This is a genomic window from Halalkalibacterium halodurans (assembly GCF_005671335.1).
Taxonomy (GTDB): domain Bacteria; phylum Bacillota; class Bacilli; order Bacillales; family Bacillaceae_D; genus Halalkalibacterium; species Halalkalibacterium halodurans.
In genome coordinates, this window is sequence record NZ_CP040441.1 from 18,511 (window position 1) to 40,704 (window position 22,194).

Below are 22,194 nucleotides of genomic sequence, written 5' to 3' on the forward strand. Positions count from 1 at the left end.
GAGGAAACATGTTTTCAGAGCGTTATGGGGTCATTCAAGCCGATTCGTCAAAAACGGTGTCAGAGATAGAAGTCCGGATCATTGCCGAAAAATTTTCAGGAGAAGTCCATTTGACTGATGTGATGCTTCAAGGAGGAAGGCTGAGCACGAATTGGACAGGGCATCCAAGTGAGCAGCATTGGTCGAATGAATGAGCATATGTACAGTAAAGACCAATGGGCGAGATTTCTGACCCAAGACGTGAAAACAAATGCAGAAAAACGAGTGCGTGCGATTGAGTTCAAGCTACTCGCAGAGAACTTTCGAGGACAAATCAACATCACAGATCTCCAACTGCAAGCAGGAAAATTTGTAACAGGTACGGTTCCCTATACAGGCGAGTGGTTACGTAGGAAGAGTAGTACATTGGATGAACATGACTCAACGGAAGGTGTGAGCGAGCCAATTGAGATTCGTGGTGACCAACCCCGCGTATTTGAAGGGATAAGAAATCGTTTCTATAACATCGTTGGTCGGGGCCATGAAGCGTTAGCTTTTCCGAATGTGGAAGAAAATCGATTTGACCGACCAAACGTAACAACCCCCCTAGACTTAACACTTTATACGAAAAATTCATTTGATTTGTTGCGGATCTCTACGAACCAAGGCAGTCTTTTGGATGAATCGTTACAACCTTATCCTGACATAAGAGATCACCCTTTGAATCTTAGGTATTCGAAAGAGTTTTATTTTGAAGGGGGCGAAGGTGGAAGTGAGATTAAACTGCATGCCTCCAGAAATATAGCCACCTTAAATGGCAGAGCCGCCAATAGAAGAAGTCGTACCCTCCCCATCGGTAGCGCTGAATTGAAAATGGGACAGCAACGAATGATGGGGCTTCCTGCTGGCTCAGGAAGAATTCGTATCGAATTTTACAATCTAGTAGAGGAGACGGTTGAAACGGAATGGGGCGATATTGAACAGCGACAAATTTTAAGAGATACAGGAGTTGGTTACTGGGGAGTAGCTGAATTCGCCCATTGGGAGAACGGGAGGTCGAAGCTATGACAAGCATGCAGTTTATGTCATGGAGTCTAAATGAACCGAGCAATGCTCAATTCCAGCAGTATGCTGTGGAGACAGAGCCAGGCGTCTGGAGAGTGGATAATCCGAATGCTTTCCTAAACTGGGGCGGAGATCAGAAAAACTTTTGGATTGCGTTTTTGAAACACCATCAAAAAATATCTTCGTTTGGTCTCCATGACTTCGGCGTTCGGAGTGATGGAACCATTTATAGCTACAAAGCTGGTACGACTTTTACCGTGCTTAATGATGAAGGCCAGGTTCAATATTGGATACGTGATAGCCTGCGCTACTTGCTCGATTCCTATCCTTCGATTGAATGGTTTTTACAAGCTGTTTGCATGGGGGCACCAGTAGAGTCAATGTTAGACAATGAGTCGTCACAAACAACCTTTATTCACCAATTTCGCCTCATTACAGAGCAGTATATCGAGCGGTTTCCGAATCGGATTAAAGGGCTGGAAATTGATTTTGAAAAATCAAGCTCACGGCCACGAGAGTTTCGAGAGGCGGAGAAGTATCGCGACTTTTTAGCAAGAGTTAAAAATGAAATCGCCATTCCGCTAGGCTTAAAACTAAGAGTCAATCTCCATGCGATGACAGGTGATTTTAATCCCTATTGGTATCAGTGGACAGATTATCGAACGCTAGCTACTGGACGGGATAAGAACGGGAACGACATTTGTGATGAGTGGCAAATTATGTCGTATGATTTTGCTCATAACAATTCGGCACCTGGGCCGTCAACGCCCGTTTGGTGGCTTCAGCAAGTGCTCGCCCATGTGAATAATGTTTTTCGAAATGAGAACGTTTGGATTGGCAATGCTGCCTATGGACGGCGCTGGCCATTAGAGGCGAAACGTTCAGGTACGGCGGTTCGCTACTGGCAATTACTCATGTGGCAAAATGGGATTTTTAAACATAACATCGGGCGGCCAGCAGATACAGGAGCGTTTACGTGGGTAGATCAGTCCTATATTCCTTATTGTGGTTTCCACGACGATGAATCAGGTTATCAACGGACGTTTCTCCATTGTTATGACCGATTTCGTGTCGATTACGGAAAGTTACAAGGAGCCTACAACAATCAATCCGTTATCTTTCGCTCTACCTATCAAGGGCAGCGCTACATTACGAGCTTTTCTAAACACCAAAGATCAAAGTTTTCAGGGATTGAAGCAATTGTTCATAACGGGACCGCACGGGGGAACTATACAACTCCGACGCGATGGACTCCGGACGGTTTTTCACAAACGTTTACAGCTTATAACACCCACCGGGCAACATATCGCCCGAACCATGACCTTGAGCGATGTGAATTGGATGAAGAGGAAGGAAATGTTACGTATTCATTTCACTTAAATCAGCCGGGGAAATATCGGCTCATTGCTGTTGTTTATTTCCCTTATTTGAATGGCAAGATCCCACTAACGATCAACGGGCACATGTATACGATAGGGGATGATGTGCCGGACTGGTATCCTTTTTATGTGAATCCAGATCGTCATTTTTACGATTGTGGTGAATGGGATCTACAGATATCCAATACGATTCAGGTGGGCGTGACAGAAGACTCGGCGGCGATTATGGGCTTTGTTATCTGTGATCATTTTGAACATGGAATGACGGGCGGTTACGTTGAATATGACGTCAATCTCCAAGCCCCATACAAAAGGGGGACAATTGAAAATGGAATCGTTACAAAAGAGGAAGCGTCTTTTCCCCAGCACGTCACTTTAACAGGTGAACTTTTACGAAGACCACCTAGACCGGCCATTGTGTGGGAAGATTTATTCGGCCCTCACGCTCGATTGAATGCAAACGGTGAAAAAGAAGTGAAAAATTTAGTGGAGACACCGTACTACCAAAGGGCTCGCATGGTTACGCCATCAGGAAATCAATATGAAAATCGTCAGTGTGTCGGAACAGCGGAACTTGTCGGTTATTCAAATGGAAATTGGGAACCATTCGCCGAAAACTATTGCTTTGCCGATGCGCGAGGTCAGTCAGCCCAGCTATTACTTCATAAGGAGTTTCAATTTAACCCTCATATAGAAGCGGATGCAACGGCTCTCGATTCAGGTCAGGTTGGCATCCGTTTTTATGCCAAAGGAAAAGGTCAAACAGGGAATGGGTATTTGTTCCTTGCTGATTTTCAATCTCGACAATACCGACTCGTCTACCAGAGCAACGGACAAAGTCAAACCCTTGCAACAGCCCCAATTGGGACTTTACAAGTTGGCAGCCGCTATACGTATAGAGTGAGAGTCCATAACGGTAGAATTCTCTGTCTCATCGGAAGCAATACGGTCATTGATTATACGGATCAATCGACCAATCGGATGGATAGAGGTGCTCATGGCATTTATGCCTCCGGTTGTCGCATCCGCTGCCATCGCCTTCATGTGGCAACAAATGATCGCTATGAACCGATGGAAAAAGTACAAGTCATTGTTGATAGTCAAGAACAACCAATTGCATTAGAAGAATCGAGACCCTATTCCTATGATGAATTGGGTTATTTGGTGTATTCCGGATTTAATCCTGATCAAGGGTTAGGCATTAGCATTAGCAACGACTATGAAAACTTGCCCATTGCCACGATTCCGTCTTGGATAGGGGAGAAGAAGGTAAAAATTCGGTTAGCGGATGCTGGCGTTTGGCTAAGAAGCTTTTATGTGGGAGATTCTGAGGGTTATTCTATTGCTTGGAATAGCGATTTAGAAGGCTTTATGACAACGTTAAAAATGATTGAGGATTATGGATGTAAAGGAGTCGCAATGTGGACGGTCGGGCAGGAAGATCCGAGGGTATTCACTTATTTGCCTGGACGTGATGACCGTTAAAGGAGAGAGGAACAGGACTTACTTTGAGCTTGAAGGATAAAAAGGAGGACGATGAAAGTGGCGAAAACACCTTACCGTGATTTAGCAAGTGAAAGTATTTTATCGGCTCATCTATCAGGGGTACAGCACGATGTTAATAAAATTCAGGACGTTCTAGGGATGAAAACGGATGTGAAGGAGAACCATCCTCTGCTGCCTGTAACGGATCAAGAAGATTCGACCTTGCGTTTTCGAATTTATGAAGCAGATATACGGAATTGGACTACTCAACCGGAGCCTGTCATTTACCGAGATGGGACCGTGGTTGATCCAGGGGAATATGAGCTTTATCCAGCATACGGAGCAGTCGTATTTGTGGCTCAGCAGCATACGGACGCAGAAGTAACCGCCGATTTTACTCATATTATTGGAGAGGCAAATATTTTGGATGATATTGCCCAACATGCCCAAGAGATTGAACAGATAAAAGAAAACATGCAGGGCCCTGGTAGCGGAACAGAAGAAGCGGTTATAAGAGTCGGAGGAGTGGAGCCGTTTTATCCTGTTGCTGGAACGTATTTGTCCCATTACCGTCGCGATTACAATCCGATTATTGAAAGTGGTTATCATACGGAAAGCCATAGACCGGCTTTCGGTATTCTCGTCTACGGAAATACAATCGATGCGTTTCCCTTTCCGATCACTCGTAAAACAACCTTCGTACGGGCTGGGTTATGTCTAAGAAACGGAAATGGTACCGTAAGAGCGAAAGTGGGCATTTACGCTGACGATGGCACAGGCAGACCGAGTAATCTCATCTTTCAAAGCCCTGAAATGACCATTGCTGCTGACGGAGGCTGGGGTTACGCTGACCTTCAGGTCGAACTACAACCGGGACTTTATTGGATCGCACGCCATGATGGAGCCGATGCTTATTGGAATGGTTTGCATCAAATGAGTGCGATTCCGTTAATGCGTTTTAATGGAGAAACCTTTCTACAAAACCTTGCCGAGCGACCGAACCCTCACACAGTGTTCGGTGGTTATCGAGCGACGAATATTACCTATGGAAACATGCCGCAAACCTTTCCAACTAGCGGAGAGCTTTTCCGCAGGGATTACTATTGCTCTCCATGGCTCATTACAGGCTAACTAATATGATGGGGTTTAAAGAAGGGTTTTTTACGTGCTATGACTTTCTGATAAGGCCCAAAACTTCATGAGCCAAAGTCGAAGCCGGTCCTGAAAAAAACATCGTATGTTTATGGAAATGTCCATTCCGCTCAAGAAGGACAGACGATCGAGACGGCGCAACTAGCACGAAATGCCGGTTGTGCCGTCTAAATTTTTACGCTCCCCACTAAAAAGGATGCAGTGTCCAGTAATCCTTGGTTAGGCCAGAATATCAATAGAAAGTAAAACGAGCAGTATAGAAAACAGATTTAAAATAGAGAGGCTACAGAGACTATTATAATTGATTATTTATGAAAGGAGCTTACTAGGAAGAGTCTTTTCTTCTATACATAGGACGAGTACTACGATGTTGTGTAAAAGATAAAAAATTCATTGACTTATGTTCAAAATGATGATAAATTATTAAACGTCGCTTCAAACAACACAAAAAAAGTTGTTGACATAAATACGAACGACATGTTATATTAATCTAGTCGCTAAAAAACGACGCAGTTCTTTGAAAACTGAACAAAAGCCAAGCGAAATAAAGAGATACAAGGTATCTCGTCAATTTACTTCATTTAATATGAAGTGTCGCAGGAAACAACATCCTGTGAAACATGAGCTTTATCAAACTTTTATGGAGAGTTTGATCCTGGCTCAGGACGAACGCTGGCGGCGTGCCTAATACATGCAAGTCGAGCGGACCAAAGGGAGCTTGCTCCTAGAGGTTAGCGGCGAACGGGTGAGTAACACGTGGGCAACCTGCCTGTAAGACTGGGATAACATCGAGAAATCGGTGCTAATACCGGATAATAAAAAGAACTGCATGGTTCTTTTTTGAAAGATGGTTTCGGCTATCACTTACAGATGGGCCCGCGGCGCATTAGCTAGTTGGTGGGGTAACGGCTCACCAAGGCGACGATGCGTAGCCGACCTGAGAGGGTGATCGGCCACACTGGGACTGAGACACGGCCCAGACTCCTACGGGAGGCAGCAGTAGGGAATCTTCCGCAATGGACGAAAGTCTGACGGAGCAACGCCGCGTGAGTGATGAAGGTTTTCGGATCGTAAAACTCTGTTGTTAGGGAAGAACAAGTGCCGTTCGAAAGGGCGGCACCTTGACGGTACCTAACGAGAAAGCCACGGCTAACTACGTGCCAGCAGCCGCGGTAATACGTAGGTGGCAAGCGTTGTCCGGAATTATTGGGCGTAAAGCGCGCGCAGGCGGTCTCTTAAGTCTGATGTGAAAGCCCCCGGCTCAACCGGGGAGGGTCATTGGAAACTGGGAGACTTGAGTACAGAAGAGGAGAGTGGAATTCCACGTGTAGCGGTGAAATGCGTAGAGATGTGGAGGAACACCAGTGGCGAAGGCGACTCTCTGGTCTGTAACTGACGCTGAGGCGCGAAAGCGTGGGGAGCAAACAGGATTAGATACCCTGGTAGTCCACGCCGTAAACGATGAGTGCTAGGTGTTAGGGGTTTCGATGCCCTTAGTGCCGAAGTTAACACATTAAGCACTCCGCCTGGGGAGTACGACCGCAAGGTTGAAACTCAAAGGAATTGACGGGGGCCCGCACAAGCAGTGGAGCATGTGGTTTAATTCGAAGCAACGCGAAGAACCTTACCAGGTCTTGACATCCTTTGACCACCCTAGAGATAGGGCTTTCCCCTTCGGGGGACAAAGTGACAGGTGGTGCATGGTTGTCGTCAGCTCGTGTCGTGAGATGTTGGGTTAAGTCCCGCAACGAGCGCAACCCTTGACCTTAGTTGCCAGCATTCAGTTGGGCACTCTAAGGTGACTGCCGGTGACAAACCGGAGGAAGGTGGGGATGACGTCAAATCATCATGCCCCTTATGACCTGGGCTACACACGTGCTACAATGGATGGTACAAAGGGTTGCGAAGCCGCGAGGTGAAGCCAATCCCAGAAAGCCATTCTCAGTTCGGATTGCAGGCTGCAACTCGCCTGCATGAAGCCGGAATTGCTAGTAATCGCGGATCAGCATGCCGCGGTGAATACGTTCCCGGGCCTTGTACACACCGCCCGTCACACCACGAGAGTTTGTAACACCCGAAGTCGGTGAGGTAACCTTTTGGAGCCAGCCGCCGAAGGTGGGACAGATGATTGGGGTGAAGTCGTAACAAGGTAGCCGTATCGGAAGGTGCGGCTGGATCACCTCCTTTCTACGGAGTTTTTAACTCTAGTCGACCATTCGCAGATTCATCTGCGGAAGGACGCTTCGGACTTTTGTTCAGTTTTGAGAGAACTCAAAACTCTCAATTAAAATGCTTTTGCTCCTGCGATTACTCGTCGCAAGGCAGCATGAAGCACAGACTGGCAAGTGTTGCATGATGTGATTGAAATCAGTAGCCTTGTTCAGTTTTGAAGGAATTGTTCCTTCAAAACAACTGATTGTTTCTTTTGCGCTTGCGTCTGCGAGTATAGCTACGAAGCTAGCTTCCTCAGCGCATGGCTGCATGAAGAAATAGCGATGATGACAATCATGATGTGATTGAAGTCAGTCGCCATGTTCAGTTTTGAGAGAACTCAAAACTCTCAATTAATGGAATTGACAAAGAGCATCAAGTAGATCAAGGAAGCAAGGATTTGAGGAATGGAGCGTATGTGTATACGTGACATGACCGAGAATCTGAAGCTGACGAAGAGATGCGATGATGATCTGCCGTCAAAATGGTTCTTTGAAAACTAGATAATGATAAATTGTAAGTGGAAGATGAGCGCGATGCTCATTGGAAGCTTATATGACGCAAATCGAGTTCACCGGGTATTTAACCTACATCCTGTAGGGAAAATACTCACGAACGAGACGTCAAGAATTCCATGACGCTTTTGATGAATAACAAAGAGTCTCAAGTAGATCGAGGAAGCAAGGGTTTGAGGAATGGAGCGTATAGGAAAAGGAACCACGCTAAGGGCGTGACATCGTGTCACAACGCCTGGTACCTACATCCTGTAGGCAACATGACCGAAAATCCCGAAGCTGACAAAGAGATACGAAGAGAATCTGACGTTATTTGGTTAAGTTAGAAAGGGCGCACGGTGGATGCCTTGGCACTAGGAGCCGAAGAAGGACGCGACGAACGGCGAAACGCCTCGGGGAGCTGTAAGTAAGCTTTGATCCGGGGATATCCGAAATGGGGGAACCCACCATCCGTAATGGGATGGTACCCATACCTGAATCTATAGGGTATGAGGAGGCAGACCTGGGGAACTGAAACATCTAAGTACCCAGAGGAAGAGAAAGCAAATGCGATTTCCTGAGTAGCGGCGAGCGAAACGGAAACAGCCCAAACCAAGAGGCTTGCCTCTTGGGGTTGTAGGACACTCTATACGGAGTCAGAAAGAAACGAAGTAGGTGAAGCGACCTGGAAAGGTCCGTCACAGAAGGTAACAACCCTGTAGCCGAAACTTCGTTTCCTCCAGAGTGGATCCTGAGTACGGCGGGACACGTGAAACCCCGTCGGAAGCTGGGAGGACCATCTCCCAAGGCTAAATACTCCCTAGTGACCGATAGTGAACCAGTACCGTGAGGGAAAGGTGAAAAGCACCCCGGAAGGGGAGTGAAAAAGATCCTGAAACCGTGTGCCTACAACTAGTTGGAGCCCATTAACGGGTGACAGCGTGCCTTTTGTAGAATGAACCGGCGAGTTACGATGTCGTGCAAGGTTAAGCTGAAAAAGCGGAGCCGCAGCGAAAGCGAGTCTGAATAGGGCGAAATAGTACGCCGTCGTAGACCCGAAACCGTGTGATCTACCCATGTCCAGGGTGAAGTTCAGGTAACACTGAATGGAGGCCCGAACCCACGCATGTTGAAAAATGCGGGGATGAGGTGTGGGTAGGGGTGAAATGCCAATCGAACTCGGAAATAGCTGGTTCTCCCCGAAATAGCTTTAGGGCTAGCCTCGAGGGAAGAGTCTTGGAGGTAGAGCACTGATTGGACTAGGGGTCCCCACCGGATTACCGAATTCAGTCAAACTCCGAATGCCAATGACTTATCCTCGGGAGTCAGACTGCGAGTGCTAAGATCCGTAGTCAAGAGGGAAACAGCCCAGACCATCAGCTAAGGTCCCAAAGTATACGTTAAGTGGAAAAGGATGTGGAGTTGCCCAGACAACCAGGATGTTGGCTTAGAAGCAGCCACCATTTAAAGAGTGCGTAATAGCTCACTGGTCGAGTGACTCTGCGCCGAAAATGTACCGGGGCTAAACGTATCACCGAAGCTATGGATTCGCACCGTTGGTGCGAGTGGTAGGGGAGCGTTCTACGTGCAGCGAAGTCAGACCGAGAGGACTGGTGGAGCGCGTAGAAGTGAGAATGCCGGTATGAGTAGCGAAAAGAGGGGTGAGAATCCCCTCCGTCGAAAGCCCAAGGTTTCCTGAGGAAGGCTCGTCCGCTCAGGGTTAGTCGGGACCTAAGCCGAGGCCGAAAGGCGTAGGCGATGGACAACAGGTGGAAATTCCTGTACCACCTCCTCACCGTTTGAGCAATGGGGGGACGCAGAAAGGTAGGGTAAGCGCGCTGATGGAGATGCGCGTCCAAGCAGTTAGGCTGGAAAGTAGGCAAATCCGCTTTCCGTGAAGGCTGAGCTGTGATGGCGAGGGAAATGATAGTACCGAAGTTCCTGATCCTACACTGCCAAGAAAAGCCTCTAGCGAGGTGAGAGGTGCCCGTACCGCAAACCGACACAGGTAGGCGAGAAGAGAATTCTAAGACGCTCGGGAGAACTCTCGTTAAGGAACTCGGCAAAATGACCCCGTAACTTCGGGAGAAGGGGTGCTCTGATAGGGTGCAAGCCCGAGAGAGCCGCAGTGAAAAGATCCAAGCGACTGTTTAGCAAAAACACAGGTCTCTGCGAAGCCGCAAGGCGAAGTATAGGGGCTGACACCTGCCCGGTGCTGGAAGGTTAAGAGGAGGGGTTATCCCTTCGGGAGAAGCTCTGAATTGAAGCCCCAGTAAACGGCGGCCGTAACTATAACGGTCCTAAGGTAGCGAAATTCCTTGTCGGGTAAGTTCCGACCCGCACGAATGGTGTAACGACTTGGATACTGTCTCAACGAGAGACCCGGTGAAATTATAGTACCTGTGAAGATGCAGGTTACCCGCGACAGGACGGAAAGACCCCATGGAGCTTTACTGTAGCTTGATATTGGATGTTGGTACCGTTTGTACAGGATAGGTAGGAGCCTTGGAAGCCGGAGCGCTAGCTTCGGTGGAGGCGCTGGTGGGATACTACCCTGACGGTATTGACATTCTAACCTCGAACCGTGATCCGGTTCAGGGACAGTGTCAGGTGGGCAGTTTGACTGGGGCGGTCGCCTCCTAAACAGTAACGGAGGCGCCCAAAGGTTCCCTCAGAATGGTTGGAAATCATTCGTAGAGTGCAAAGGCAAAAGGGAGCTTGACTGCGAGACCTACAAGTCGAGCAGGGACGAAAGTCGGGCTTAGTGATCCGGCGGTGCCGTATGGAAGGGCCGTCGCTCAACGGATAAAAGCTACCCTGGGGATAACAGGCTTATCTCCCCCAAGAGTTCACATCGACGGGGAGGTTTGGCACCTCGATGTCGGCTCATCGCATCCTGGGGCTGAAGTAGGTCCCAAGGGTTGGGCTGTTCGCCCATTAAAGCGGTACGCGAGCTGGGTTCAGAACGTCGTGAGACAGTTCGGTCCCTATCCGTCGCGGGCGTAGGAAATTTGAGAGGAGCTGTCCTTAGTACGAGAGGACCGGGATGGACACACCGCTGGTGTACCAGTTGTTCCGCCAGGAGCATCGCTGGGTAGCTACGTGTGGACGGGATAAGTGCTGAAAGCATCTAAGCATGAAGCCCCCCTCAAGATGAGATTTCCCATGGAGTAAATCCAGTAAGACCCCTTAGAGATGATGAGGTTGATAGGTCTGGTGTGGAAGCGTGGCGACACGTGAAGCTGACAGATACTAATCGGTCGAGGACTTATCCAAAAACAAATCAAAAGCAACGTCTCGAACTCGAGAACGCGTCCCATTATCTAGTTTTGAGAGAATCTTGTTCTCCAAAGAAGCTTCGATACAACATCGCACCATGTGCGACGTTGATCGGAAGCCGTGATCAAGAGATTATTCTCTTAGGTCCAAAGAAAAGGGTTTCGAGAAACGAGCAGTTTTAGGAATTGAGCGACGACAGACCGGAGCGTACACACGATACGTGAGGATCTGGAGGAGTGAAGATGACACCAAAATGCGACGTTGATCGGAAGCCGTAACTAAATGGTTTGGTGGCGATAGCGAAGAGGCCACACCCGTTCCCATGCCGAACACGGTCGTTAAGCTCTTCAGCGCCGATGGTAGTTGGGGGCTTCCCCCTGCGAGAGTAGGACGCTGCCAAGCAGTAAAGCACAATCCAATCGGGTTGTGCTTTTTTAATGTCATCTGAAGTAGAAAAGGCGCTGAAGAGCGTTGGTCCGAACGAAGGAAAGCCGATGGTCACACCATGAAAAAGGCAACAAAGAAAAGCATCATGCCCCTACCCTCCCAATAAGAAAGCAGAGATCCACTCTGGGATCAGTTGCTCGTATCCATCAAGCAAACGAAGGATAATGGGCAAATCCTCCCCATCAAATGTATGGAACAACTCACCCCACCACTCTGTTTCATACCGGCAAAGCATGCTCAAATTGTATAGAAGCAAGTAATGAATGGCAATCGAGGGTAAGTGTAAGGTTTCTTCTCGATCTGTCAGCAGCCACACTTTCGATTTTGATTCGTACAGAAAAGGGTGGCATTTAAAAGGATTTAAGGGTGATGAAGCTTTGAACATTAAAAAATCCCCAGATTCAGAGCTTTCTTGACGAGTGAATTTTTTCACGCTGTAGTCATTTAAATAAGTTTCAAAGCGTGCCTCGGTCATGTGATAATGGTCGAGTAGCGTCGTTGGAATACGTAAGGTTGCTTCATCGATATGGCAAGGAACTGCTAACGTTTTTTTATAGATTGATTCTAGAACTGGAAACAGAATTGGCGCATGAAGCAACAACGTTTCCATTCGATATTTTTCCCCATTGATCTGCTTCATGTGAAACATTTTGTCGAGAACATGGGAAAACAATCCATGGCGCTGTACCTTCACTTCATCTGAAAAGAAGCGGTAGCGGTTTTTTTTGCGCTTCCGCGTAGTAACCCCGTGAGCTAAAACTTGTGATGAAGAAGGATATTCAGGATCAACGGTTAAGATACATACTTTTAAAAGCTGAATAAGTCCATAGAAAAAAAGAACTGGCTTGATTTCATAAGGTGCATTTGCTCCTTGTTCAAGAAACAATTTCCCATGTTGAAGATGGTACATAAATGCGTAACATGTGCGATAACTCATAGTTGAAGATTGGGCAATTTCTTGTTGTTCATATCGTTCAAAGAGATACTTTCTCGTATAGGTTGCAGAAAAAAACGGGAGAAGTTTTTCCCAGCGATGTTCAGTCAAAAAAATACCTCCTTTCCCTGATTAAAATTTTGAAAAATCGAACATTTACCCGTTTCTTGACAGTAGTTTGCCCACTTGATAAGCTACTAATAATATTTTTAGGAAAATCTGCGGAGGGGGAAATAAAACGTGTGGGAGAATAAGTTTCAAAAGGAAGGGCTTACCTTTGATGACGTGTTACTCGTTCCTGCAAAATCAGAGGTACTACCTCGAGATGTTTCAGTTAAAACAAAGCTAACGGAAACATTACAACTTAACATTCCGATTATTAGTGCAGGGATGGATACGGTGACAGAAGCGAAAATGGCGATCGCCATTGCACGCGAAGGTGGACTTGGAATTATTCATAAGAACATGTCTGTAGAAGAGCAAGCAGAGCAGGTAGACCGAGTTAAACGATCAGAAAGCGGCGTTATAACGAATCCCTTTTTCTTAACTCCAGATCGCCAAGTTTTTGATGCGGAACACTTAATGGGTAAGTATCGGATTTCCGGTGTCCCTATTGTTGACGAAGATCAAAAGCTTGTCGGCATCCTTACAAACCGCGACCTACGCTTTATTGAAGATTATTCCACGTTAATAGATGATGTGATGACAAAGGAAAACTTAGTGACCGCACCAGTCGGTACGACGTTGAAAGAAGCTGAAGAAATTTTACAAAAGCATAAAATTGAGAAATTACCACTCGTTGATGAAAGTGGTACATTAAAAGGGCTTATTACGATAAAAGATATCGAAAAAGTAATCGAATTCCCGAATTCAGCGAAAGATTCCCAAGGACGTCTCATTGTTGGGGCTGCTGTTGGCGTATCTGCTGATACAGATGTGCGAGTTGCTGCGTTGGTGGAGGCGGGTGTCGACGTCATTGTCATCGATACAGCCCATGGTCACTCAAAAGGTGTCCTAGAAAAAGTAAAAGCCATTCGCGAGCAATACCCTGATTTAACGATTATTGCTGGAAACGTAGCAACAGCTGAAGCAACAAGAGATTTAATTGAAGCTGGTGCCAATGTTGTCAAAGTAGGAATTGGGCCTGGCTCCATCTGTACGACTCGAATTGTTGCAGGAATTGGGGTTCCTCAAATTACCGCTGTCTATGATTGCGCAAATGAAGCGAGAAAGCACGGAGTACCAATTATTGCTGATGGAGGAATTAAATACTCTGGAGATATCGTCAAGGCACTAGCTGCTGGTGGACATGCCGTCATGCTTGGAAGTCTTCTCGCAGGTGTTTCAGAGAGCCCTGGGGAGAGAGAAATTTTCCAAGGGCGCCAATTTAAAGTATATCGAGGGATGGGGTCTCTCGGTGCGATGGAAAAAGGAAGTAAGGATCGTTATTTCCAGGAAAATAATCAGAAACTCGTTCCAGAGGGAATTGAAGGAAGAATCCCTTATAAAGGGCCACTTCATGATACGATTCATCAACTTGTCGGCGGGATTCGTGCAGGTATGGGCTATTGTGGAACGAAGACGATTGATGAACTGCGAGAAAATACGCAATTTATTCGTATTACCGGTGCTGGATTACGAGAAAGTCATCCACATGACGTTCAGATTACAAAAGAAGCACCAAACTATACATTATAATTACGGTGTTGTAACAATTCATAGATAGGGGACTTCCCTATCTATTTTTTTATGAAAGGATGTGATAAAATATCGTTTATGTGACAGTTAGTGGAGGTGCAGAAAACGTGAAACACCAGACCAAAAAATGGTTCATTCTTGTCCTTGCCATGGCTATGGTTTTTTCTATGTTTACGCCAGCAATGACGGCCAACGCCGCTTTTGAATTAGAGGCAGAATCAGCCATTTTAGTGGACGCAGAATCAGGAAAAATTTTATATGGAAAAAATATTGATGCCGTTTTACCTACAGCAAGTATGACGAAGATGATGAGCGAATATCTCATCCTCGAAGCCATAAATGAAGGGGAAATCTCTTGGGACCAGGAAGTTCCGATTAGTGATTACGTGCGAGAGCTTTCCTTATATGTACAGTTATCCAATGTTCCTCTCAGACAAGATGAGACTTACACTGTAAAGGAACTCTATGAATCTGTGGCGATCTATTCTGCCAATGCTTCAACAATTGCTTTAGCAGAATTAATCGCAGGCTCCGAATCCGCCTTTGTTCAACGGATGAATGAAAAAGGGGAAGAATTAGGTCTCGAAGATTTCAAGTTTGTGAATTCATCTGGTTTAAATAACAAAGATTTGCTAGGGAATCATCCGGAAGGAACGGATGCGAATGCGGAAAACGTCATGTCTGCTAGAGCAACGGCTAAGCTTGCATATAACCTCCTAAAGGATTATCCTGAAGTTTTAGAAACGGCGAGCATCCCAGAAAAAACATTTCGTGCTGGTGAAGGCGAAGAAATTGAAATGGAAAACTGGAACTGGATGCTTAAAGGGATTAGACCACAGCACGATTATGAAGGAATTGACGGTTTAAAAACCGGCTATACAGCCGAAGCAGGGAATTGCTTTACAGGAACAGCTGAACGGAACGGCATGCGCTTGATTTCCGTTGTGATGCGCACTGAGACGCGGGATGACCGCTTTAAAGAAACGGCGAAGCTATTAGATTATGGCTTTAACAACTTTACTCATACAGAAGTGTTACCAGCAGGATTTCAACCAGCAGAAGCCCAAACATTGCCAGTATCTTCAGGAAAAGAGCGAGAGGTTTCCATTTCAACAAGTGAACCATTGCATGCGGTTGTCCGTAATGGAGAAGAAGAACTCTATGATCCAGTCGTTACGATTGATGAATCATCACTTGATGAAGATGGAGGGCTTGAGGCTCCAGTAGAGGCTGGACAAGCGGTAGGTCAGATTACCCTTACGTATTCCGGTGATGGGGAGACGGCCTATCTCTATGAAGACCAGCAAGGTGGGGCGACTCTCGTGACAGATGCAGATGTTGAGCGAGCAGGTTGGTTCTCCCTCCTCATGCGAGGCATCGGTGGTTTTTTCTCCAACGTTTGGAGTGCAGCGGCTGATACCGTTCGCGGTTGGTTCTCATAATAGGTCAAAGGTGTCATACGCCTTTGCGGAAAGTTCGTTTCGTGCTACAATAATTACTGAAATTTATGATAATCTTATGGATGACTTGAGATACTATGTGAATGAGTAGTGAAGAGCATCGGTATAGGAGGAATGGATGATGGTGGATACAGGTACGGATCGCGTCAAACGTGGAATGGCAGAAATGCAAAAAGGCGGCGTCATCATGGACGTTGTGAACGCAGAACAAGCGAAAATTGCTGAAGAAGCAGGTGCTGTAGCAGTTATGGCACTTGAGAGAGTTCCTGCAGACATTCGTGCAGCCGGTGGTGTTGCGCGTATGGCAGACCCAACAATTGTTGAAGAAGTGATGAATGCTGTCTCAATTCCAGTCATGGCAAAATGCCGAATCGGTCATATTGTTGAAGCACGTGTTCTTGAAGCGTTAGGTGTTGACTACATTGATGAGAGTGAAGTTTTAACACCAGCGGATGAAGTATACCATTTAAACAAGCGTGACTTTACCGTGCCGTTTGTTTGCGGTGCACGTGATTTAGGCGAAGCCGCTCGTCGAATCGGTGAGGGAGCCTCCATGATTCGGACAAAAGGCGAGCCTGGAACAGGAAATATAGTCGAAGCTGTACGTCATATGCGCATGATGCAAGCACAAATTCGTAAGGTCTCTAACATGTCAACAGATGAGCTCATGACAGAGGCAAAAAACATCGGAGCTCCTTATGAGCTATTATTAAGTATTAAAGAAACAGGCAAGCTCCCAGTCGTTAACTTTGCAGCCGGCGGCGTGGCAACACCTGCAGACGCAGCATTAATGATGCAACTAGGTGCAGACGGAGTATTTGTCGGTTCTGGTATCTTCAAATCAGAAACACCAGAGAAATTTGCTCGCGCGATCGTTGAAGCGACTACACATTATGAAGATTATGACCTCATTGCGAAATTATCCAAAGGTCTTGGAACAGCAATGAAAGGGATTGAGATTTCTACATTGGATGCTTCTGAACGTATGCAAGAGCGTGGCTGGTAGAAAGGAAGCTAGGAAGCCAATGGTGAAAATCGGTGTATTGGCACTTCAGGGAGCCGTTAGGGAGCATGTCCGCTGCCTCGAAGCTCCTGGGGTGGAAGTGAGCATTGTCAAGAAAGTAGAGCAGCTTGAGGAGTTGGACGGTCTTGTCTTCCCTGGTGGGGAAAGCACGACGATGCGCCGCCTCATCGATAAATATGGCTTTTTTGAACCTTTGAAGGCATTCGCTGCACAGGGCAAGCCGGTATTTGGTACGTGTGCTGGGTTGATTTTAATGGCGGCACGTATTGATGGAGAGGATCATGGGCATCTTGAATTAATGGATATGACAGTGCAACGGAACGCTTTTGGTCGTCAGCGCGAAAGCTTCGAAACAGACTTGATTGTGGAAGGCGTTGGCGATGACGTACGTGCGGTTTTTATCCGTGCCCCTTTAATTCAGGAAGTGGGTCAAAATGTGGACGTGCTGTCCAAGTTTGGCGATGAAATTGTTGTCGCTAGACAAGGTCATTTGCTTGGTTGTTCATTCCATCCTGAACTGACGGATGATCGGAGATTTCATCAATACTTCGTCCAAATGGTAAAAGAAGCAAAAACCATTGCTCAATCATAAACAATGCGTTGAGAGGAACTAGTAATAGGAATACTTCTGTTCAGAGAGCTAGTGGACGGTGCGAACTAGCCAGAGGTGCCTATGAATCCATCCTTGAGTGGAATGCTGAACATAAGTAGGCGTTTCCGGTTCTGGCCGTTATCCAGATGAGTGGTCAGCGGTATAGCTGGCAACAAGGGTGGCAACGCGGGTGCTCTCGTCCCTTTTCTTTAGGGATGAGAGCTTTTTTGTATATAAACATTGATTCGATACCAAAGGAGGCGTTTTATATGTTGGATATTAAACGGTTGCGAAAAGACTTTGCAGGAATTAAGGAAAAGTTGCAAACACGTGGTGAGGACATTTCAGGCCTCGAAAAGTTTGGTAGCCTAGATGAAAAAAGGCGGCAAGTGATTGTAAAGGTAGAAGAATTAAAAAGCCGTCGTAACCAAGTATCACAAAAGGTCGCTCAGCTTAAACGGGAAAAGAAAGACGCAGATCATCTCATTAAAGAAATGCGTGACGTTTCTGATGAGATTAAAGGGTTAGATGAAACATTGCGTCAACTTGATGAAGAGCTTGATCAACTATTGCTTGCGATTCCAAATGTCCCCCACGAAAGCACTCCTGTTGGTGAAACGGAAGATGACAACGTCGAAGTGCGTAAATGGGGGGAAGTGCCGAACTTTCCTTTTGAACCGAAAGCCCATTGGGATCTAGCCACAGCATTAGGTATTGTTGATTTTGAGCGTGCCGCGAAAGTCACAGGAAGCCGTTTTGCCTTCTATAAAGGGGCAGGAGCGCGGTTAGAGCGTGCGCTTATTAACTTTATGATGGATCTCCATCACGACAAGCACGGCTATGAGGAGGTTCTTCCGCCATACCTCGTCAATCGTACGAGCATGACTGGAACGGGACAATTACCGAAGTTTGAAGAGGACGCCTTTAAAATTCGCGAGGAGGATTATTTCCTCATTCCGACAGCAGAAGTCCCAGTGACCAACTTGCATCGAGACGAAATTTTATCTGCGGATCAGCTACCGATCGCTTACACGGCATACAGCATGAATTTCCGTTCTGAAGCAGGCTCTGCTGGGCGCGATACCCGTGGACTGATCAGGCAGCACCAATTTAATAAAGTCGAACTCGTTCGATTTGTAGCACCTGAAGATTCTTATGATGAACTTGAAAAGCTCACAGGCCATGCCGAAAAGGTGTTGCAGCTTCTGAAGCTTCCATATCGGGTGATGAGCATGTGTACGGCTGATCTCGGCTTTACAGCAGCGAAAAAGTATGACTTAGAAGTATGGATTCCGAGCGCAAACACGTATCGGGAAATTTCTTCTTGCAGTAACTTTGAAGACTTTCAAGCGCGCAGAGCCAACATTAAATTCCGTCGAGAGGCGAAAGGCAAAGCTGAGTTCGTTCACACATTAAACGGTTCTGGCCTTGCTGTTGGCCGTACGGTGGCAGCGATTTTGGAAAACTATCAACAGGAAGACGGAACAATTGTCATTCCAGAAGTGCTTCGCCCGTATATGGGTGGGATGGAAAAGTTTGAGGCGTAGTTACAAAGGGGGCTGTCGCAAAAGCACCTTAAAACATAAAGTCGGGAGAACCGCATCAAACGGTTCTCCCGATTTTTGTGTGGTTCTCTGGAATGAGATCCGAAGCACGAGTTGATTCATGGTATACTGCAGATAAGTAGCCGTTTGGTTACGCAAAAAAATCGCATGCAAACAAAGTGTGCGTGAGTCGATGTTGCACTTGTGCCTGTGGTGAAAGCGTCCGCCAAGTCGCCATTTCGAACGAATAAGCAAAGGAGCTGTCTCAAAAAGGGCGTTTCAACAAGAGTGAACGCCCTCTATTTTTGATTATAAAGTGAAAATGAAATTTCATTCAGAGGAGGTTCTTCCCTTTCCTCGTCGAATGGTGTGAGTCCCAATAGGATAAGGTTGACTCCATCCTCCAAGTGGGGGCTTTCGTTAGTTACATAGATCAACACCCAATTTTTCAAAGTAATGCAAAGCTAATGAGAAACGCGCTGTCTTTAGTGGATTGACGATTTGACTGACGTATAGATCACCAGCACCGCTCAAAAGCATGCCTGCTTCTTCTATCGACAGTGCTGTGCGATTCGCTAAAAAGGTAGCCATGTTTTTTGTCGCTTGAACAGCGGCTGCATCTAACGTTTCCGCAGAGGCTATGGTCATAAAATGGGTATCTGTTTTAAGCGCAGGAAGGGGGAACATTCGCTCTTTCTTGACATTTACTTTTAACGTAACGGTGCCAGCAATTTCAACACCACAGATAAGGATTTCCCCATCTCCCATTGCGGCATGTAAATCTCCGAGGGCGAGTAATGCTCCATCCACCTCCACTGGAAGATAGACCGTTGTTCCTGGCTTAATATCTTTCGTGTCTAGGTTGCCGCCGTGTGGTCCTGGGGTACCGTTATTGATCGGTTCTCCTGGCGGTGCCGTTCCGATCACTCCGATCATCGGTTGAAGAGGGAGGCGGAGACCCGTGGAATAAACGACGTCATCCCCTTCGATAGGAAAGAGCTTTGTTGTTGGTGAGTTTAAGGACTCGCCAAGTGCTCCTAGTCCAGGAGCAGCAGTCATGACACCTTGTTTGCCTACCTTGATGTCGAGTATCTCGATTTCAAGCATATCCCCTCGTCTGGCTCCTTCGACGTAGAGAGGGCCGGTAGCGGGGTTTACTCGGTTAAAGTCAATGGACGTGAGCGCTTGCTCTTCATTCGTTATTTGATCGCTGAAACAATCCTTCGTTTCAAAAATGACCGTATCCCCTGATTGACAAGAAGCGATAGGGACATTTTCCTTATCCATAAAAAAGATGGTGTTCTCATTCGATAGTCGAATCATAGCTTAGCCTCCTTATGCCTTCCAGCTTCACTTTACCATAAAAGGGAATAAAAAATCCTCAAAGCACGATTGGCTTTGAGGAAAGGTGAGGGATTATTGCCCAACCACTTGGATTCGTCCTTCCACAGGAGGGATTGGCTGACCAGAAGCAATATAACGACTAGCCGCCTCGCTAAGCAATTCACCCGTGTCGATAACAAGGGTTCCATCGGCCAACCAAGAGTAACCATCACCGCCAGCTGCTAAAAAGTCATTAGTGGCAACTGTATACGTTTTATTTTTATCCAAAGGTTCACCGTTAACCGTAAGATCGATAATACGTTCTCCTGGTGCTTTCGTTTGATCATACGTCATCTGAACGCCAGATACTTGAAGAAAGCCTCCGTTTTCAGCTGGAGCTAAACGAACCGAATGCTCGAGTGATTGTAATAATTGATCCCCTGTGATTTCAAGGGCTATCACCGTATTCGTAAATGGGAATGCAGCGATTACGTCTCCTTTTGTCACGTCGCCTGCTTCGATGTTTGCACGGATGCCTCCACCATTCGTAAAGGCAATGTCAGCGCCTGTCATGTCTCGCATGGCGTCGGTAATAAGGTTCCCAAGGTTGGATTCTTGGGTGCGAACAATCTCGCGCGCACCAACGAGTCGTTCGGGTACCGTGCCAATCACTTCCGCAAGAGCGTCCTCTACTTCTTTTTTATACGTATCGAGTAAATTCTCAACCTCAGGATCAGCCGTTAAACCTGGGTAATCTCTAATAAGCTGGCCGTAAGCAGAGGCGAATTCCCCTTGATGGAATAAGACATAGGTTACGCCTACAGCTTTTCCGTGCTCATACGCTTGCGTAATATACGTATCGTTTACTTTCACTGGTGACTCTAGCGTCGTATGGCTGTGCCCTCCTAAAATTAAATCGATCCCTTCCACTTGTTCAGCGATCTGACGGTCGACACCATAGCCAATGTGGGTGAGAAGAAACACATGATCGACGGTCGGTGCAATTTGATTGACGAGCGATTGGGCAGCCTCCACCTCATCGGTAAACGTTAAGCCTTTAATGTTATCGGGATGTGTCTTGACTGGAGTGTCAGAAGCTGTTAAGCCGATCAACGCCACCTTTTGATCGTGAATCTGAACGATCTGATGGGTGGAGAATAGGGTGTTCCCTGATTCAGTCTTAAGGACGTTACCACTTAGGAGTGGGAATGCTAAAGTCTCCTCAGCTATTTGAACAAGCCGCTCATAGCCAAAGTTAAAATCGTGATTCCCTGCCACCATCGCATCATAGCCCATAAGGTTCATCGCTTCGGCGGCAGCTTCCCCTTCGTTGAAGTTCACATAGTTTGTGCCGTGGAACGTATCCCCAAGGTCAAGCAGCAAGCTTTCTGAGTTTGATTCACGCACGGAATTGGCGATGGAGGCGATTTTCGCTAATCCCATTTCACCATTGCTTTCATTGGGAAGAATTCGGCCGTGAAGATCGTTCGTGTGTACAATGGAGAGGCGCTCAAAGTTTTCATCTAGCCTCTCAAACATGTCGGTAAGCTCTGTTCGAGTCAATTTCGTTTTTGGCCGAAGCTTGTTGTTTTTTTCGAGCACAACAAGGCCATATTCAAGAGCAGCCGCTACCTCTGCTGGATAGGTGATTTGCCGCTGATCACGAACTTTTTTTAGCACATCTAAGTTAGAGGGTTCAAGCTGTAATGCCCGAATCAGTAAAACATATGCTTCCTCTTTACTAATCGGCCGTGTGGCGCCAAACTCTGCTCCTAACGTGTTGTCAAGAATATCCATCCGAATAGCTGCTTCTATGTAAGGAATGGCTTCTTTGGAGACATCGGAAAATGGCACATCGGCCCCTTCGTACATAGCAACCTCAAGTTCTAATTCATCAAGAAGGGTGATGAGATACTCCTCTTTTGTCACATGAGGTTTTCCCTTAGCTTCAGCAAAAGGCGTTTGAAAGCATGTAAGGACAAGAAAAAATGAGATAAGTGAGAGTATTGCTTTTTTCATAAAAATTCATCCTTTCATTAAAATGGTGATCTTTTTCTAGTGTACCAGAAGATAGCCGATTTCCAACGATGTGTAACAATAAATTAATTTATTGTTAAAAAAAGAGGTT

At 46.5% G+C, this 22,194-nt stretch carries 12 protein-coding genes, 3 rRNA genes and 1 other annotated feature; of the genes, 12 read left to right on the forward strand and 3 right to left on the reverse strand.

Features of this window, described 5'->3' with window-relative positions; all coding sequences use genetic code 11:
- Positions 1 to 8: 8 nt before the first annotated feature.
- From FED51_RS00085 to rrf, 7 genes are all read left to right on the forward strand, one after another.
- Complete coding sequence (locus tag FED51_RS00085; RefSeq protein WP_010896199.1) at positions 9 to 194, forward strand: hypothetical protein; 186 nt, start codon at positions 9 to 11, stop codon at positions 192 to 194.
- The gene (locus FED51_RS00090) at positions 187 to 1,047 is read left to right on the forward strand and encodes a hypothetical protein (protein WP_233443868.1); all 861 of its coding nucleotides are present in this window, start codon (positions 187 to 189) and stop codon (positions 1,045 to 1,047) included. Before FED51_RS00085 ends, FED51_RS00090 begins: the two co-directional genes overlap by 8 nt.
- Positions 1,044 to 3,908, forward strand: a complete 2,865-nt coding sequence (locus FED51_RS00095; RefSeq protein ID WP_053432347.1) for a glycoside hydrolase family 18 protein — start codon at positions 1,044 to 1,046, stop codon at positions 3,906 to 3,908. Before FED51_RS00090 ends, FED51_RS00095 begins: the two co-directional genes overlap by 4 nt.
- Positions 3,909 to 3,959: 51 nt before the next feature.
- On the forward strand, positions 3,960 to 5,039 hold the full coding sequence (locus FED51_RS00100; protein ID WP_233443869.1) for a hypothetical protein: 1,080 nt from the start codon (positions 3,960 to 3,962) through the stop codon (positions 5,037 to 5,039).
- Between the two features lie 658 nt (positions 5,040 to 5,697).
- A 16S ribosomal RNA gene (locus tag FED51_RS00105) occupies positions 5,698 to 7,247 on the forward strand.
- Positions 7,248 to 8,101: 854 nt separating this feature from the next.
- A 23S ribosomal RNA gene (locus tag FED51_RS00110) occupies positions 8,102 to 11,041 on the forward strand.
- A gap of 289 nt (positions 11,042 to 11,330) precedes the next feature.
- A 5S ribosomal RNA gene (gene rrf, locus FED51_RS00115) occupies positions 11,331 to 11,446 on the forward strand.
- The 16S, 23S and 5S rRNA genes sit together here, the layout of an rRNA operon.
- A 136-nt stretch (positions 11,447 to 11,582) precedes the next feature.
- On the opposite strand, the gene FED51_RS00120 is transcribed toward rrf, so the two are convergent.
- Positions 11,583 to 12,536 carry a YaaC family protein gene (locus tag FED51_RS00120; protein WP_053432624.1) on the reverse strand — a complete coding sequence of 318 codons (954 nt, stop codon included), beginning with the start codon at positions 12,534 to 12,536 and terminating at the stop codon, positions 11,583 to 11,585.
- A 129-nt stretch (positions 12,537 to 12,665) separates the two neighbouring features.
- On the opposite strand from FED51_RS00120, the gene guaB reads away from it, so the two are divergent.
- The 5 genes from guaB (at position 12,666) to serS (ending at position 18,746) form a co-directional block, all read left to right on the forward strand.
- Positions 12,666 to 14,123: an IMP dehydrogenase gene (gene guaB / locus FED51_RS00125; protein WP_010896204.1), complete on the forward strand. Its 1,458-nt coding sequence runs from the start codon at positions 12,666 to 12,668 to the stop codon at positions 14,121 to 14,123.
- A gap of 107 nt (positions 14,124 to 14,230) precedes the next feature.
- Positions 14,231 to 15,565, forward strand: a complete 1,335-nt coding sequence (locus tag FED51_RS00130; RefSeq protein WP_053432625.1) for a serine hydrolase — start codon at positions 14,231 to 14,233, stop codon at positions 15,563 to 15,565.
- Positions 15,566 to 15,704: 139 nt separating this feature from the next.
- The gene (gene pdxS / locus FED51_RS00135; protein ID WP_166740129.1) at positions 15,705 to 16,589 is read left to right on the forward strand and encodes a pyridoxal 5'-phosphate synthase lyase subunit PdxS; all 885 of its coding nucleotides are present in this window, start codon (positions 15,705 to 15,707) and stop codon (positions 16,587 to 16,589) included.
- 19 nt (positions 16,590 to 16,608) lie between these two features.
- Positions 16,609 to 17,199 carry a pyridoxal 5'-phosphate synthase glutaminase subunit PdxT gene (gene pdxT / locus FED51_RS00140; RefSeq protein WP_053432627.1) on the forward strand — a complete coding sequence of 197 codons (591 nt, stop codon included), beginning with the start codon at positions 16,609 to 16,611 and terminating at the stop codon, positions 17,197 to 17,199.
- Positions 17,199 to 17,406, forward strand: a binding site (T-box leader). (Overlaps the previous gene by 1 nt.)
- 62 nt (positions 17,407 to 17,468) lie before the next feature.
- Entirely contained in the window at positions 17,469 to 18,746 is a 1,278-nt protein-coding gene (gene serS / locus FED51_RS00145) for a serine--tRNA ligase (protein ID WP_053432628.1), read from the forward strand.
- 417 nt (positions 18,747 to 19,163) lie between these two features.
- Here the strand turns inward: serS and FED51_RS00150 are convergent, their stop codons facing one another.
- Both FED51_RS00150 and FED51_RS00155 read right to left on the reverse strand, forming a co-directional pair.
- The gene (locus FED51_RS00150; RefSeq protein ID WP_010896209.1) at positions 19,164 to 20,066 is read right to left on the reverse strand and encodes an acetamidase/formamidase family protein; all 903 of its coding nucleotides are present in this window, start codon (positions 20,064 to 20,066) and stop codon (positions 19,164 to 19,166) included.
- Positions 20,067 to 20,159: 93 nt separating this feature from the next.
- Positions 20,160 to 22,085 (reverse strand): bifunctional metallophosphatase/5'-nucleotidase, encoded by a 1,926-nt coding sequence (locus tag FED51_RS00155; RefSeq protein WP_053432629.1) that lies wholly within the window; start codon positions 22,083 to 22,085, stop codon positions 20,160 to 20,162.
- Positions 22,086 to 22,194: the final 109 nt, after the last annotated feature.